This is a genomic window from Melaminivora jejuensis (genome assembly GCF_017811175.1).
GTDB lineage: Bacteria > Pseudomonadota > Gammaproteobacteria > Burkholderiales > Burkholderiaceae_C > Melaminivora > Melaminivora jejuensis.
Genome location: NZ_JACWIJ010000002.1, coordinates 166,979 through 182,435, shown reverse-complemented (window position 1 = coordinate 182,435; position 15,457 = coordinate 166,979). Strand labels below are relative to the sequence as shown.

The window sequence follows — 15,457 nt, the reverse complement described above, 5'->3', positions numbered from 1 at the left end:
GGCGCCCGCACCGCCAGTCCGGGCAGGCGGAGGCAGGCAGCGGCTGGCCTGCCCCGCCTTGATGCAGGGCAAGCGTTTTCCCTGGTTCACAGAAATTGCATACAAAATTTGTGTTCCGCAGATATGATGGCCGGATGGAAACCTCCACCACTGGCCAGATTGTCGAGAGCCTGACGCGCGCCATCGTCGAGCACCGCCTGCTGCCCGGCACCAAGCTGGCCGAGCAAAAGCTGGCGGATCACTTCGGCGTCTCGCGCACGCTGGTGCGCCAGGCGCTGTTCCAACTGTCGCAAAACCGGCTGATCCGCCTGGAGCCGGCGCGCGGCGCCTTCGTCGCCACGCCCTCGGTCGATGAGGCGCGCCAGGTCTTTGCCGTGCGCCGGATGCTGGAGGGCGCCATGGTGCGCGCCTTCGTCGCCCAGAGCACGCCGGCGCAGCTGCGCGCCCTGAAAGCCCACATCGCCGCCGAGAAAAAGGCCATGGACGGCGGCGACGTCGGCCAGCGCACCGAGCTGCTGGGCGACTTTCACGTGCGCCTGGCCGAGCTGATGGGCAACCAGGTGCTGGCGCAGCTGCTGGGCGAGTTGATCTCGCGCTGCGCGCTGATCACGCTGATGTACCAGTCCACCAGCGCCGCCGAGCACTCGCACGAGGAGCACGAGCAAATCGTCGCCGCCCTGGCCCAGCGCGATGCCGAGGCCGCCGTGCGCCTGATGCACAAGCACCTGGACAACGTGCAGGCCGGCCTGCAGTTCGACCGCGAGCTGCCCACCAGCGACCTGTCCATGGCCCTGTCCACCTGACCCGTCCGGCCCCCATCACCCGCACCGACCGCCATGAGCACCCTGTACGACACCCTCGCCCCCTACCCCGCGACCTGGTCGGCCATGGCCGCACGCCGCCGCACCCGCACTGGCCCGGCGGCGCCCGGGTGGCCGTGCAGTTCGTGCTGAACTACGAGGAAGGCGGCGAAAACAGCGTGCTGCACGGCGACCCGGCCAGCGAGCAGTTCCTGTCCGAGCTGTTCAACCCGGCGGCCTATCCGGCGCGGCACATGAGCATGGACGGCATCTACGAATACGGCGCGCGCGCGGGTGTGTGGCGCCTCTTGCGCGAGTTCGAACGCCGCAGCCTGCCGCTCACCGTGTTCGGCGTGGCCACGGCGCTCAAGCGCCACCGCGAGGTCGCCCAGGCCTTCGACGAACTGGGCCACGAAGTCGCCTGCCACGGCCTGAAGTGGATCCACTACCAGAACGTGCCCGAGGACGTCGAGCGCGCCCACATGCACGAATGCCTGGCCATCTTCGACGAGCTGTACGGCCAGGGGGGCGACCACGCCCTGGGCTGGTACACCGGCCGCGACAGCCCCAACACGCGCCGCCTGGTGGCCGATGCCGGGCGCTTCGTTTATGAGAGTGACTACTACGGCGACGACCTGCCGCTGTGGATGCGCGTGGCCCGCACCGACGGCAGCGCCCACACCCAGCTGGTTGTGCCCTACACGCTGGACGCCAATGACATGCGCTTTGCCCTGCCCCAGGGCTATTCGCACGCCGACCCGTTCTTCCAGTACCTCAAAGACAGCTTCGACGTGCTCTACGCCGAGGGCGACCCGGCGGGCGACAACGCGCCCAAGATGATGAGCATCGGGATGCACTGCCGCCTGCTGGGCCGGCCCGGGCGCATCACGGCGCTGCAGCGTTTCCTGGATCACATCCAGCAGCACCCACAGGTCTGGGTCTGCCGGCGCATCGACCTGGCGCGGCACTGGGCGCAGCAGCACCCCGCCCCGGAAATGTGAACGCAACCCTTGAACACAAAGCGCCTGAAATTTGCATGAAATCAGCCTTAAACCCTTATGGGACAAGCGCTGACAGCTATCTTTTTTGAAATGGGAGACACCGTGGCCCTGACCCTGGAACAACTCAACGCCGCCTCCGCAGCCGAGGCCGTGGCCCTGCTGGACGGCGTGTACGAGCACTCGCCCTGGATTGCCGAGGCCGCCCTGGCCCAGCGGCCTTTCAAATCGCTGGCGCACCTCAAGCACGCCATGGTGCAGGTGCTGCAGGAGGCCGGCGAGGACGCGCAGCTGGCCTTGATCCGCGCCCACCCGGAGCTGGCCGGCAAGGCCGCCGTGGCGCGCCAGCTCACGGCCGAGTCCACCAACGAGCAAAGCAAGGCCGGTCTTACCGACTGCACGCCGGCAGAGTTCGAGCACATCCAGCAGCTCAACCGCGACTACAACACGCGCTTTGGCTTCCCCTTCATCCTGGCCGTGCGCGGCCCGCGCGGCACCGGCCTTGCGCGCGCGGAGATCATCGAGACCTTTGCCCGCCGCCTGGCCAACCCGGTGGACTTCGAGCGCGCCGAGGCGCTGCGCAACATCCACCGCATCGCCGAGATCCGCCTCGCCGACAAGTTCGGCGCCGAGCCCACCCTGGGCCACGACGTGTGGGACTGGCACGAGCGCCTGGCGCAGCACAGCGACCCCGGCTACGCCGAGCGCGGCCAGCTCACCGTGACCTACCTGACCGACGCGCACCGCGCCTGCGCCCAGCGCATCAGCCACTGGATGCGCGACTGCGGCTTCGACGACGTGGAGATCGACGCCGTGGGCAACGTGGTCGGGCGCTACCGGCCCGCGCAGCCCGACGGCAAATACCTGCTGACCGGCAGCCACTACGACACCGTGCGCAACGGCGGCAAGTACGACGGCCGGCTGGGCATCTTCGTGCCCATGGCGGCGGTGCGCGAGTTGCACCGCGCGGGCCGGCGCCTGCCCTTGGGCATCGAGGTCGTGGCCTTTGCCGAGGAAGAAGGCCAGCGCTACAAGGCCACTTTTTTAGGCTCGGGCGCGCTGATCGGGCATTTCGACAACGCCTGGCTGGAGCAGCGCGATGCCGACGGCATCAGCCTGCGCGAGGCCATGCAGCACGCCGGCCTGTGCCTGGACGACATCCCCAGGCTCAAGCGCGATACGGCGCGCTACCTGGGCTTTGTCGAAGTCCACATCGAGCAGGGGCCGGTGCTGACCGAGCTGGACATCCCGCTGGGCGTGGTCACCAGCATCAACGGCTGCGCGCGCTATCTGGGCGAGATGGTGGGCATGGCCAGCCACGCCGGCACCACACCCATGGATCGCCGCCGCGACGCCGCCCTGGGTGTGGCGGAGCTGGCGCTGTACCTGGAGCAGCGCGCCAGCCAGGACGCAGGCAGCGTGGCCACCATGGGGATGCTCAACGTGCCGGCTGGCTCGGTCAACGTGGTGCCGGGGCGCTGCAGCTTCAGCCTGGACATGCGCGCACCCACCGACGCGCAGCGCGATGCGCTGGTGGCCGACGTGCTGGCCGCGCTGCACAGCATCGCCCAGCGCCGTGGCCTGCAATACACCACCGACTTGGCCATGCAGGCATCCGCCGCGCCCAGCGACCCGGCCTGGCAGCAGCGCTGGGAGACTGCCGTGCAGGCCCTGGGTGTGCCGCTTTACCGCCTGCCCAGCGGCGCCGGCCACGACGCCATGAAGCTGCACGAGCTGATGCCCCAGGCCATGCTGTTCGTGCGCGGGCAAAACAGCGGCATCAGCCACAACCCGCTGGAATCCACCACCAGCGACGACATGCAGCTGGCCGTCGATGCCTTCAGCCACCTACTGGCGCAGCTCGCCGCCGAGCAGGCCTGAATACCCGCCCTCCAAGGAAAAACATGAACCCCGACACCCAAGCCACCTACGCCGCGCTGGATGCGTGGATCGACCAGCACTTCGACGAGCAGGTGCAGTTTCTGCAGGCCCTGGTGCGCGTGCCCACCGACACCCCGCCGGGCAACAACGCGCCGCACGCCGAGCGCACCGCCGAGTTGCTCGCGCCCCTGGGCTTCGAGGCCGAGCGCCACGCCGTGCCTGACAGCCAGGTGCGCGACTACGGTATGCAGACGATCACCAACCTGATCGTGCGCCGCCCCTACGGCAGCGGTGGCAAGACCATCGCCCTGAACGCCCACGGCGACGTGGTGCCGCCCGGCGAGGGCTGGACGCGCGACCCCTACGGCGCCGAGATTGTCGATGGCCGCATGTATGGCCGCGCCAGCGCCGTGAGCAAGAGCGACTTTTCCACCTTCACCTACGCCGTGCGCGCGCTCGAAGCCGTGGCCCGGCCAGCCCGGGGCGCGGTGGAGCTGCACTTCACCTACGACGAGGAGTTCGGCGGCCTGCTCGGCCCCGGCTGGCTGCTCGCGCAAGGCCTGACCAAGCCCGACCTGATGATCGCTGCCGGCTTTTCGTATGAGGTGGTCACGGCGCACAACGGCTGCCTGCAGATGGAGATCACCGTCCACGGCAAGATGGCCCATGCCGCCGTGCCGCATACCGGCGTGGACGCGCTGCAGGCGGCCACCGCCATCATGGCCGCGCTGTACGCCGAGAACGCCAAGTACCGCAGCGTGCGCTCGCAGGTGGCGGGCATCAACCACCCCTACCTGAACATCGGTCGCATCGAGGGCGGCACCAACACCAACGTCCTCCCCGGCAAGGTGGTGCTGAAAATCGACCGGCGCATGATCCCCGAGGAAAACCCCGCCGAGGTCGAGGCCAGCATCCGCGCCGTGATCGCGCAGGCCGTGCAGCAATTCAACCAGGACAGCGGCCATGCGGGCGACGACGCCGTGCGCGTGGACATCCGCCGCATCCTGCTGGCCAACGCCATGACGCCCCTGGCCGGCAACGCGCCGCTGGTGGAGGCCATCCAGAAGCACGGCGAGGCCATCTTTGGCGCCAAGCCCCCGGCAGTGGGCACGCCGCTGTACACCGACGTGCGCCTGTATGTCGAGCGCGGCATCCCCGGCGTGATCTACGGCGCCGGCCCGCGCAGCGTGCTGGAGAGCCACGCCAAGCGCGCCGACGAGCGCGTCGAGCTGGAGGATTTGCGCCGCGCCACCAAGGTCGTGGCGCGCAGTCTGGTCGATCTGCTGGACTGAGGGCGCTGCGCCCACCACCCCATCCGCAAACCCGGCCTGGCCGGGTTTTTTGTTGCCTGAAAGAGCGGCAGGATTTTTCGCATCGCAAACTGCGTTGCTGCCCAGCAAAAACACATCGCCCGGTCCACCCCGCAGCGGCGCCCAACCCCGGGCAAACCCCGAGGCAAAACGCCATTGCAGGGTCGTTTTCCCGCTGCCGTGGCCCAGGTGATTTGTATACACTTTTTGTATGGATGCCTGTACGCACGCGACGGGCGCTGTTTGCAATCCACTGTCCGCAGGCGTCCCTGGCCGGCGCTGCGGCAAGTCCATCAAGGAAGACCCATGTCAACCTCCGTCCATCCCGTTGACGAAACCCTGCCGCTGGGGCAGCTCACGGCCCTGGGGCTGCAGCACGTGCTGGTCATGTATGCCGGTGCCGTGGCCGTGCCGCTGATCGTGGGCCGGGCGCTGAACCTGCCGCCCGACCAGGTGGCGCATCTGATCTCCGCCGACCTGTTCGTCTGCGGCCTGGTCACGTTGATCCAGGCCTGGGGCGCCACGCGCTGGTTCGGCATCAAGCTGCCGGTCATGATGGGCGTCACTTTTGCTGCCGTCGCTCCCATGGTGTCCATGGCGCAGACCACCGGCGGCGAGGCCGGCGCCGGGCTGATCTTCGGTGCGGTGATCGGCGCGGGCGTGATCTCGCTCTTGATCGCGCCGGCCATCAGCGGGATGCTGCGCTTTTTCCCGCCGGTGGTCACCGGCACCATCATTGCCGTGATCGGCATCAGCCTGATGCGCGTGGGCATCAACTGGATCTTCGGCAACCCGGTCGGCCCCACCGCGCCCACCGTGCCCAACCCCGAGCACCTGAAATGGCTGGCCGACGCCCAGTCCGCCGCCGGCGCGCCCGGCTCGTCGCTGCCGCCCGTGCCCAAGGGCTTTGCCGTGGTACCGACCATCCCCAACCCCAAGTACGCCGACCTCACCGGCGTGGGCATCTCGGGCATCGTGCTGCTGACCATCCTCCTGATCGCACGCTTTGGCCGGGGTTTCCTGGCCAACATCTCGGTGCTGCTGGGCATCATCGTCGGCGGCGTCATCACCGCTGCCATGGGCCTGATGAGCTTTCAGAAAGTGAGCCAGGCCGCCTGGTTCGACATCGTGCTGCCGTTTCAGATAGCAGCGCCGGTATTCGACCCCATCCTGATCCTGACCATGACGCTGGTGATGATCGTGGTCATGATTGAGTCCACCGGCATGTTCCTGGCTCTGGGCGACATGACCGGCAAGGAGATCTCGCGCGAAGACCTCACGCGCGGCCTGCGCACCGACGGCCTGGGCACCCTCATCGGCGGCATCTTCAACACCTTCCCCTACACCAGCTTCTCGCAAAACGTCGGCCTGGTGGCCGTGACCGGCGTCAGGAGCCGCTGGGTCTGCGTGGCCGGCGGCTTCATCCTGATCGTGCTGGGCGTGCTGCCCAAGATGGCGGCCCTGGTCGAGTCGCTGCCCACCGTGGTGCTGGGCGGCGCCGGGCTGGTCATGTTCGGCATGGTGGCGGCCACCGGCATCCGCATCCTGTCCAAGGTGGATTTCCAGCACAACCGCAACAACGCCATGATCGTCGCCGTATCCATCGGCGTGGGCATGATCCCGCTGGTAGCGCCCAACTTCCGCCAGTGGATGCCGCACGCCATCCACCCGCTGATCGAGTCGGGCATCTTGCTGTCCTCGCTCATGGCCGTGGCGCTGAACGTGTTCTTCAACGGCGCCAGCCACGACACCTCGGCTGCCGTGCTGGCGGCGCGCGAGGCCGACGCACATTGAAGGCCCCGGCTGCGCCCCCGGCCTCCCCCAGCCCCGCCTGCCCCTGGCCGACGGGGCTTTTTTGCGGCCCGCACCGCGCCCGGCGCGCCGGCCATGCCTTAAGCTAGTGCGGCGGCTTGCCGCTTTTTTTGCCCTCTTTTTTTGCCTCAGCCATGACCCAGCAACTGTCCGCCGCCGAAGCCGCGCTGCGCGAAGCAGCGCTCGAATACCACCGCAGCCCCGTGCGCGGCAAGGTCTCCGTCACCCCGACCAAGCCCCTGTCCAACCAGCGTGACCTGTCGCTGGCCTACTCGCCGGGCGTGGCCTACCCGTGCCTGGATATCCAGGCCGACCCGAGCAAGGCCTTCGACTACACCGCGCGCGGCAATCTGGTCGGTGTGGTCACCAACGGCACCGCCGTGCTGGGCCTGGGCGACATCGGCCCGCTGGCCGGCAAGCCGGTCATGGAGGGCAAGGGCTGCCTGTTCAAGAAGTTCGCCGGCGTGGACGTGTTCGACATCGAGCTAGCCGAACGCGACCCGGACAAGCTGATCGAGATCATCGCGGCGCTGGAGCCGACGCTGGGCGGCATCAACCTGGAAGACATCAAGGCGCCCGAGTGCTTCTACATCGAGCGCGAACTGTCCCGGCGCATGAACATCCCGGTGTTCCACGACGACCAGCACGGCACGGCCATCATCTCCAGCGCTGCGCTGCTCAACGGGCTGGAGCTGGTCGGCAAGGACATCGGCGCCGTCAAGGTCGCCGTCTCGGGCGCGGGCGCGGCGGCCATCGCCTGCGTGGATGTCATGGTCGGCCTGGGCGTGCAGCGCAGCAACGTCTATATGGTGGACTCCAAGGGCGTGATCTACCAGGGCCGGGGCGGCCTGGACGAGTCCAAGGCGCGCTACGCGCAGGACACGCAGGCACGCACGCTGGCCGATGTGGTCAATGGCGCCGACGTGTTCCTGGGCTGCTCGGCGCCGGGCGTGCTGACGGCCGAGATGGTGAAAACCATGGCGGCGCGCCCCATCATCCTGGCGCTGGCCAACCCCGAGCCGGAAATCCGCCCGGAACTCGCCCGCGCGGTTCGCCCGGACTGCATCATCGCCACGGGCCGCTCGGACTATCCCAACCAGGTCAACAACGTCCTGTGCTTCCCCTACATCTTCCGCGGCGCGCTGGACTGCGGCGCCACCAAGATCACCGAAGCCATGAAGCTGGCCTGCGTGCGCCAGATCGCCGCGCTGGCCAAGGAAAACGTCAGCGAGGAAGTGGCGGCAGCGTATTCCGGAACCGAACTGGCCTTTGGCCCCGACTACCTGATCCCGACGCCATTTGATTCGCGCCTGATCATGAAGATCGCGCCGGCGGTGGCGCAGGCGGCGGCGGATTCGGGCGTGGCCACGCGGCCCATCGAAGACATGGAGGCCTATCGCGAGCACCTGTCGCGCCACATCTTCCAGACCGGCATGTTGATGCGCCCGGTCATCAATGCCGCCAAGCACCTGCCCGAGAGCCAAAAGCGCGTGGCCTACGCCGACGGCGAGGACGAGCGCGTGCTGCGCGCCGCACAGGTGGCGATTGACGACCAGATCGCCCGGCCCATCCTGATCGGCCGCCCCGAGGTCATTGCCGCGCGCATCGCCAAGGCCGGCCTGCGGATGCAGCCGGGCGTTGACGTGGAAATCGTCAACCCGGCGGACGACCCGCGCTTTCGCACCTACTGGGAAACCTATCACCAGCTGATGAAAAGGGATGGCGCTACCGCCGAGGTCGCCAAGGCCGCCGTGCGCCGCTCCAACACCATCATCGGCTCGCTGATGGTCAAGCTGGGCGACGCCGACGCGCTGATCTGCGGCCTGGCCGGCACCTACGAGACACACCTGGAGCGTATCGACCACATCCTGGGCCGCGCGCCAGGCGTGCGCCAGTACGCCGCGCTCAACGCCGTCATGACCAGCACGCATGGCACGCTGTTCATCACCGACACTTATGTCAACGAAGACCCCGGCGCCGAGGAGCTGGCCGAAATCGCCTGGGCGGCGGTGCAGGAGGTGCAGCGCTTCGGCATCCCGCCCAAGGTGGCGTTTCTGTCCAACTCCAGCTTCGGCTCGTCCAGGCGCGCCTCGGCGCGCAAGATGCGCGCGGCGCGCGACCTGTTCGTCGAGCAGCACCCGGAGATCGAGTGCGATGGCGAGTTGCACGGCGACGCCGCGCTGGAGCCGCGCATCAGGAGCACCTATCTGCCGGACTCCACGCTCAGCGGTGCGGCCAACGTGCTGGTGTGCCCCAACCTGGATGCGGCCAACATCCTCTACAACGTGCTCAAGACCACGACCAGCGGCGGTGTCACTGTCGGCCCTATCCTGATGGGCACGGCTGCCACGGCCTACATCCTGACGCCGGCGGCCACCATGCGCCGGGTGCTGAACATGACGGCCCTGGCCGTGGCCAGCACGGCGGCGCGGCGCACCGGCTGAGCTGATCGGCCAGCAGGCCCGGCCCGGCCCTGCCGCACCTGCCTGTTGATTCAATGGTAAAAAACGGCTGAAAGCCTTGTCCAGCAAGCGCTGACAGCTATTATTTTTGAACCAAATCGGGCTTGTGCTCACAGGGCTTGTGTTCAGGCTGCATGGAGCGGTGCCGGGGCCACCTGAACCAGCTGCTGCGCAGCGGTGCGCAGTTCCAGCAATTGGCGCGCGACCTGGGCCAGCTGCGCGTGCAGCACCGGCGCATCGCCGTCCTGGCCGGCTGCACCCTGCAGCTGCTGCAGCCAAAAGCAGGCGTCGCCGCCCTCCAGCCCGCCTGACGGCGGCAGGCGGTGGCTGCGCAGCGCCTGTGCCAGCGTCTCGATCTCTGCGGCCAGCGCCTGGGCGGCGCGTTCTGCCAGAGCCTCGGCTTGTGCATCGGCAGCCGCGCCCGGCTGGGCGGCAGCGCGCAGGTCGCGGTGCGCTCCCAGCGCCGACAGATAGCCCAGCAGGGTGTGCGTGCTGGCCAGCAGCTCCTGCCCGGCTCGTGCATGGCGGCGCACCCAGGGCGGCTCGCGCAGCATGTGCGACAGCGCCAGCGACAGCGCCGCGTCGGTGTCGTGGGCGTGCCGGCGCGCGATGCGGTAGGCCAGGTCGTCGCTGCGTCCGCTGACGTATTGCGCCACGATCTGGCGCAGGTAGGCAGCGCTGGCGGCCAGCGTATCGGCGGCGGCGGCCCCCAGGCGCCGGCCCTGCCAGTCAGGCAGCACCAGCAGCAGCGCAGCAGCGGCAATGGCCGCGCCCACCAGGGTATCGAGCAGGCGCGGCACGATGAGCGCAAAGCCGGTGCCCGTGCCGTGGTTGAACAGCATCAGCACCATCAGCGTCACCGCCGCCGTGGCGCTGACGTAGCGCTGCGCGCGCACCACGAAAAAGACTACGCCGCCGCCCACCGCCAGCAGCGCCTGCACGGCGGGTTGCGGAAACAGCCGCATCAGCGCCCAGCCCAGCACCAGCCCGGCCACCGTGCCGCCCACGCGCTGCGCCAGCCGCGCCACGGTGGCGCCATAGGTGGGCTGGCAGACGATGAGCGTGGTCATCATGATCCAGTAGCCGTGCGCCGGGTCGGCCCACTGCATGGCGCCCCAGGCTGCGGCCAGCGCCAGCGACAGGCGCACGGCATGGCGAAACAGTGCCGAGCGCACGTGCAGTTGCGCGCGCACGCGCGCCCAGGCCTCGGCCAGCGAGTGCGGCGCCTGATCCAGCAATGCAATGTCGCCGCGCAGCGGCCCATCCAGCGGGCCGGCGGCCAGGCTCAGTTGCGCGTCCAGGCGCTGCAGGTTGCGCGCCACGGCGCGCAGCGGCTGCAGCGGCTGGCGCCACTTGGGCTGGCCCTGGCGCGCCAGCCAGGCCAGCGAGTCCTGCAGATCCGCCAGCGCCTGGCCATGCGGCGGCAGCGCTGGTCGGGCGCGGCGGCGCGGCAACGCCCGGCCCAGCGCACTACAGGCATCGCCCTGCAGCAGCAGCACGCGCTGGCAGCGGTACAGCACGTCGCTGTGAAACAGCTCCTGCGTCCAGTCGGCATAGGGGTAGTGCGAAGCGCTGGCGCGCTCGTGGATGTCCTGGGCGATGAAGTACAGCTGCAGCAGCTGCGCCAGCGCTCCCTGCGGCGCGCTGCCCGGCACGCTGCGCGCCACGATGGCTTCCTTGGCAGCGTTGAGTGCCGCCACCACGCGCGCATTGGAGCGCGCCAGCTGCAGCCGGCGCGCACGCAGATCGACTCCGCGCACCGGCTCGAACATGGCCGCCTTCAGGCGCAGGTGCTCGCCCAGCGCCAGCCACAGCGCGGCCAGGGCGCGGCGCACCGGCGGCAGCGGTGCGGCGGCGCTCCACAGCACCGACAGCAGGCCGTACCAGGCGGCGCCGGCCAGCAGCAGCGCCGCCACCAGCGCCGCAGGCAGCGCTGATGGCCCCTGCGCCGGCTCGCTGATGGCGGCGTACAACGCCAAGATGATGGTGGCTGCGGCAATGGCGCGGTAGCGCCCGCCCACAGCCCCCAGCAGCGTGAAGACGAAGCTGCACGCCAGCAGGGCGGCCAGCAGCGCCAGCGGCTGGCGTGCCAGCTCGGCCAGGGCGCTGGCGAACACGCCCAGCAGCAGCGGCACCAGGTAGGCGTCCCAGCCGCCGTGCAGGCCCAGCGCCAGCACGCCGCTCAGGGCCAGGGCCAGCCGCAATGCGTAGGCCCAGGCGATGTCGGCGCTCAGGCGCTGCAGCCACTGCGCGGTGAAGGCTTCCATGGTGGCGCTGCCCTGGCGCGCGTCAGCCGGTGTTGCGCAGCCCGGCGGCGATGCCGTTGATGCAGATGTGGATGCCGGTCTGCACCCGCTCGTCGCCCTGCCCGGCGCGCCAGCGGCGGATCAGCTCGACTTGCAGGTGGTGCAGCGGGTCGATGTAGGGGAAGCGGTGGCGGATGGAGCGCGCCAGCGCCGTGTTGCCGGCCAGGCGCTGGCGCTCGCCGGTGATGCGCGCGAGTGCCTCCGCCGTGCGCTGCCACTCGGCCTCGATGGCCGTAAACACGCGCCGGCGCAGGCGCGCATCGGGCACCAGCTCGCTGTAGCGCGAGGCCAGCGCCAGGTCGCTCTTGGCCAGCACCATGTCCATGTTGGACAGCAGGGTGTGGAAGAACGGCCACTGGCGGTACATCTTCTGCAGCAGTTGCAGCCGCGCCTTGGCGTCTTCGCCAGGGGCTTTGACGAAAGCCTCCACCGCCGCGCCAAAGCCGTACCAGCCCGGCAAGGTGAGGCGGCACTGGCCCCAGCTGAAGCCCCAGGGGATGGCGCGCAAGTCCTCGATCTTCTGGCTGGCCTTGCGCGAGGCCGGGCGCGAGCCGATGTTCAACTCGGCAATCTCGCGGATCGGCGTGGCGTTGAAAAAATACTGCGTGAAGCCGGGCGTTTCATAGACCAGCGCGCGGTAGGCCGCCATGCTGGCGCACGACAGCTCCTCGGCTGCCGCCAGAAAGGCTTCGGTAGCCGGCTTGGTGGGCTGCAAGAGCGTCGCCTCCAGCGTCGCGGCGACCAGGGTTTCCAGGTTGCGCCGGCCAATTTCCGGGTTGGCGTATTTGGAGGCAATCACCTCGCCCTGCTCGGTCAGGCGGATCTGTCCGCGCACCGTGCCCGGCGGCTGCGCCAGGATGGCCTGGTAGCTCGGCCCGCCGCCGCGCCCCACGGTGCCGCCGCGCCCGTGGAACATGCGCAGCGCCACCGGCGGCGCCGGCCGGGCGGCAGCGTTCATCTCGTCAAAGAGCTGCACCAGCGCGATCTCGGCGCGGTACAGCTCCCAGTTGCTGGTGAAGATGCCGCCGTCCTTGTTGCTGTCGCTGTAGCCCAGCATGATGTCCTGCAGCGCACCGCTTTGGCGCACCAGCTCGGCCACGCCGGGCAGGGCGTAGAACTCGCGCATGATGGGCGCGGCATTGCGCAGGTCTTCAATGGTCTCGAACAGCGGCACCACGATGAGCTGCACGCGCGCCTCGACCGTGTCCAGCGTGCCCTGCATCAGGCCGACTTCCTTTTGCAGCAGCAGCACTTCCAGCAGATCGCTCACCGTCTCGGTGTGGCTGATGATGTAGTGGCGAATCGCCTCGCGGCCAAAGCGGCGCAGCGCCGCCAGCGCCGTCTCGAAGATGGCCAGCTCGCCGCTGGTGTGCTCGCTGTAGCGCGCACCGACCACACGCAGGGGCCGGGCATCGCACAGCAGCCGCATCAGCAACGCACGGCGCGCCTGCTCGGGCAGGGCGGCATAGTCGGGCTCGATGCGTGCCGTGGCCAGCAGCTCGGCGATCACGCGCTCATGCTGATCCGAGCTTTGCCGCAGATCCACGGTAGCCAGATGAAAGCCGAACACTTCCACCGCGCGCAGCAGCGGCGCCAGGCGCTCGGCGGTCAGCAGTTCGCTGCGGTGGGTGCGCAGCGAGGCGTCGATGGTGTGCAGATCGGCCAGGAATTCCTCGGCGCTGTCGTAGGGATGCTGCGGTGCGACGGCGTGGCGCGCGGCCTCCGCGCCGGTCAGGTTTTTCAGGGTGGCTGCCAGGCGGGCGTAGATGCCGGTCAGCGCGCGCCGGTAGGGCTCGTCCGAGCGGTGCTCGCTGGTGTCGGGCGAGCGCTCGGCCAGCAGCTGCATCTCGGGCGTGACCGGCACCAGCTTCGCTGACAGCGACAGCTCGCCGCCCAGCAGGTGTACTTCGGTCAGGTAGTGGCGCAGGGCGACTTCGGCCTGCCGGCCCAAGGCCAGCGACAGCGTGGCGGCGCTGACGTTGGGGTTGCCGTCGCGGTCGCCGCCGATCCACTGGCCCATGCGCAGGAAGCTGGCCACCGGCTGCTGCGCGCCCAGTTCGCGCTCCAGTTGTGCATAGAGCTTGGGGATTTCGCTCAGAAAGGTGGCTTCGTAGTAGGACAGGGCGTTTTCGATCTCGTCGGCCACGGTGAGCCTGGAGTAGCGCAAGAGGCGCGTTTGCCACAGCTGCGCCACACGGGCGCGCAATTGCGCCTCGTTGGCCGCCAGCTCGCGCGGACTCAAAGTGTCGCGCGCCGCCTTGTAGAGCTGGGCACGGGTGGCGATGTCGTCCCTGCGGGCCAGCAGCTGGGCGATCTCGCGCTCGGCATCCAGGATGCTCTTGCGCTGCACTTCGGTCGGGTGGGCCGTGAGCACCGGCGCCACATAGGCGCTGGCCAGCATCTCGGCCACGGCACGCGGGGCGATGCCGGCCCAGCGCAGGCGCGCCAGGGCGACTTCGACACTGCCCTCCTGCGTGCTGCCGGCGCGCTCGTGTACGGCGCGGCGGCGGATGTGGTGGCGATCCTCGGCCAGATTGGCCAGATGGCTGAAATAGGTGAAGGCGCGGATCACGCTCACCGTCTGGTCGCCAGTCAGCGACTTGAGGAGTTTTTTCAGCGCCCGGTCGGCCTCCTGGTCGGCATCGCGCCGGAAGGCCACCGAGAGCTTGCGCACCTGCTCGACCAGCTCATAGGCCGCCGTGCCCTCGTGCTCGCGGATCACGTCGCCCAGGATGCGGCCCAGCAGGCGGATGTCCTGCGTCAAAGGCTGATCCTTGTCGGTGCGCCGCGCCGGGCGGGCGGCAGGAGCCGGGGCAGCTGAGGGGGCCGATGCCTCGGGGGCGGCGCTGGAATCGGTGGCGGACATGCGCGAAGTCTCCTGAGGCCATGCCCTGCAGGCGGGATGCACGGCAGGATGCTGGCTTGATTGTTGCGGCGCAGCATCCTAGCGCAGGCTCAGAGCGCCAGCGTCTCGAAGCCGACGATGTTGCGCTCGTCGCGGCTGAACTCGATGCCGACCAGATGCACGGCCTGGCCAGTGGCGCGGTATTTGTCGGCATAGCCCCTGTCCTGCAACTGCTGCAGCGCCCGGCCCTCAGGCACCAGCTCGACCACCTTGAACTCGAACAGATAGACGCGCTGCGCCAGCCGCACCGCCATGTCCATGCGCCCGTGGCTGGTCACGTCTTCGAGCACGATGTCCAACCCCAGGGCGGCAAAGTGGCTGTAGCACACGCTGGCCCAGTAGCCCTCGTAGCGGGCGATCGGGTTGGCGCGATGCCAGTCGTGCGGGACGGTGGCAAAGAAGGCATGGAAGACTTCGCGCAGCCCGGCCACATCGCCTGCCTGCAGCAGCCGGTACAGCCGGCCCATCTGCACGGCGTAATGGCTGTCGTGCCCGGTGAGGGCTGGCAGCAGCGCGCCGTTGAGCGCGGTGCGCACCTTCAGGTTGGGGTAGCGCAGCGCCACCTGGGCCAGGCCGGGGATTTCCTCGACCCGGTCGATGGTCAGGTGGCCGGCCTGGAACAGCAGGGCTTCGGTGGCGATGTGATCCACGTCGAAGGACGACAGCAGTGTCTCGGGCGCCACCTCACGATCCAGCCCGGGCAGCTCGGGCGCGAACACGGTGTCGATGTCGTGCTCGGTGTAGCCGCAAATGGCTGAGTACGGCGCATCCAGCGTGATGTCGTTGAGGTTGTTCAGGTCGGAAAAGATGCTCACCTTGCTGAACTTGGATACACCGGTCAGGAGCGCAAAGCGGATGTGCGCGTCGGGGTATTCGGCGGGCAGGCCGTGGCGCGCCTCAAAGGTGCCCAGTTGCTCGGCCAGGCTGGCGCGCAAGTCCTCCACACTGCCCAGCAGGCCGCCGCCAAAGCTGAAGCGCAGCAC

Annotated in this window: 9 protein-coding genes; 6 read left to right on the top strand and 3 right to left on the bottom strand. The window is 69.0% G+C overall.

All coding sequences use genetic code 11. From position 1 onward, the window contains the following. The first annotated feature begins 134 nt into the window (after nt 1-134). The 6 genes from IDM45_RS01120 (at nt 135) to IDM45_RS01095 (ending at nt 9,245) form a co-directional block, all read left to right on the top strand. A complete protein-coding gene (locus IDM45_RS01120; protein ID WP_209421277.1) occupies nt 135-803 on the top strand; it encodes a GntR family transcriptional regulator in 669 nt (222 codons plus the stop codon). A gap of 14 nt (nt 804-817) precedes the next feature. Continuing rightward, nucleotides 818-1,801 (top strand): allantoinase PuuE, encoded by a 984-nt coding sequence (gene puuE, locus IDM45_RS01115; protein ID WP_209423942.1) that lies wholly within the window; start codon nt 818-820, stop codon nt 1,799-1,801. Nucleotides 1,802-1,903: 102 nt separating this feature from the next. Continuing rightward, complete coding sequence (uraD, locus tag IDM45_RS01110) at nt 1,904-3,679, top strand: 2-oxo-4-hydroxy-4-carboxy-5-ureidoimidazoline decarboxylase (RefSeq protein WP_209421276.1); 1,776 nt, start codon at nt 1,904-1,906, stop codon at nt 3,677-3,679. Between the two features lie 23 nt (nt 3,680-3,702). Then, nucleotides 3,703-4,971, top strand: a complete 1,269-nt coding sequence (locus IDM45_RS01105; protein ID WP_209421275.1) for a M20/M25/M40 family metallo-hydrolase — start codon at nt 3,703-3,705, stop codon at nt 4,969-4,971. Nucleotides 4,972-5,295: 324 nt separating this feature from the next. Next, nucleotides 5,296-6,783 carry a nucleobase:cation symporter-2 family protein gene (locus tag IDM45_RS01100; RefSeq protein WP_209421274.1) on the top strand — a complete coding sequence of 496 codons (1,488 nt, stop codon included), beginning with the start codon at nt 5,296-5,298 and terminating at the stop codon, nt 6,781-6,783. Nucleotides 6,784-6,935: 152 nt separating this feature from the next. Then, nucleotides 6,936-9,245, top strand: a complete 2,310-nt coding sequence (locus IDM45_RS01095) for an NADP-dependent malic enzyme (protein ID WP_209421273.1) — start codon at nt 6,936-6,938, stop codon at nt 9,243-9,245. A gap of 143 nt (nt 9,246-9,388) precedes the next feature. On the opposite strand, the gene yccS is transcribed toward IDM45_RS01095, so the two are convergent. From yccS to IDM45_RS01080, 3 genes are all read right to left on the bottom strand, one after another. Beyond that, nucleotides 9,389-11,530 carry a YccS family putative transporter gene (yccS, locus tag IDM45_RS01090; RefSeq protein ID WP_209421272.1) on the bottom strand — a complete coding sequence of 714 codons (2,142 nt, stop codon included), beginning with the start codon at nt 11,528-11,530 and terminating at the stop codon, nt 9,389-9,391. Between the two features lie 22 nt (nt 11,531-11,552). Further along, on the bottom strand, nt 11,553-14,435 hold the full coding sequence (gene ppc / locus IDM45_RS01085) for a phosphoenolpyruvate carboxylase (protein ID WP_209421271.1): 2,883 nt from the start codon (nt 14,433-14,435) through the stop codon (nt 11,553-11,555). A gap of 89 nt (nt 14,436-14,524) precedes the next feature. Further along, complete coding sequence (locus IDM45_RS01080) at nt 14,525-15,457, bottom strand: PD-(D/E)XK nuclease domain-containing protein (protein ID WP_232653628.1); 933 nt, start codon at nt 15,455-15,457, stop codon at nt 14,525-14,527.

Coding starts and splice junctions, on each gene's coding strand:
- yccS (WP_209421272.1), bottom strand. CDS start 11,530: ATGGAAGCCTTCACCGCGCAGTGGCTGCAGCGCCTGAGCGCCGACATC.
- IDM45_RS01100 (WP_209421274.1), top strand. CDS start 5,296: ATGTCAACCTCCGTCCATCCCGTTGACGAAACCCTGCCGCTGGGGCAG.
- ppc (WP_209421271.1), bottom strand. CDS start 14,435: ATGTCCGCCACCGATTCCAGCGCCGCCCCCGAGGCATCGGCCCCCTCA.
- IDM45_RS01095 (WP_209421273.1), top strand. CDS start 6,936: ATGACCCAGCAACTGTCCGCCGCCGAAGCCGCGCTGCGCGAAGCAGCG.
- IDM45_RS01120 (WP_209421277.1), top strand. CDS start 135: ATGGAAACCTCCACCACTGGCCAGATTGTCGAGAGCCTGACGCGCGCC.
- IDM45_RS01105 (WP_209421275.1), top strand. CDS start 3,703: ATGAACCCCGACACCCAAGCCACCTACGCCGCGCTGGATGCGTGGATC.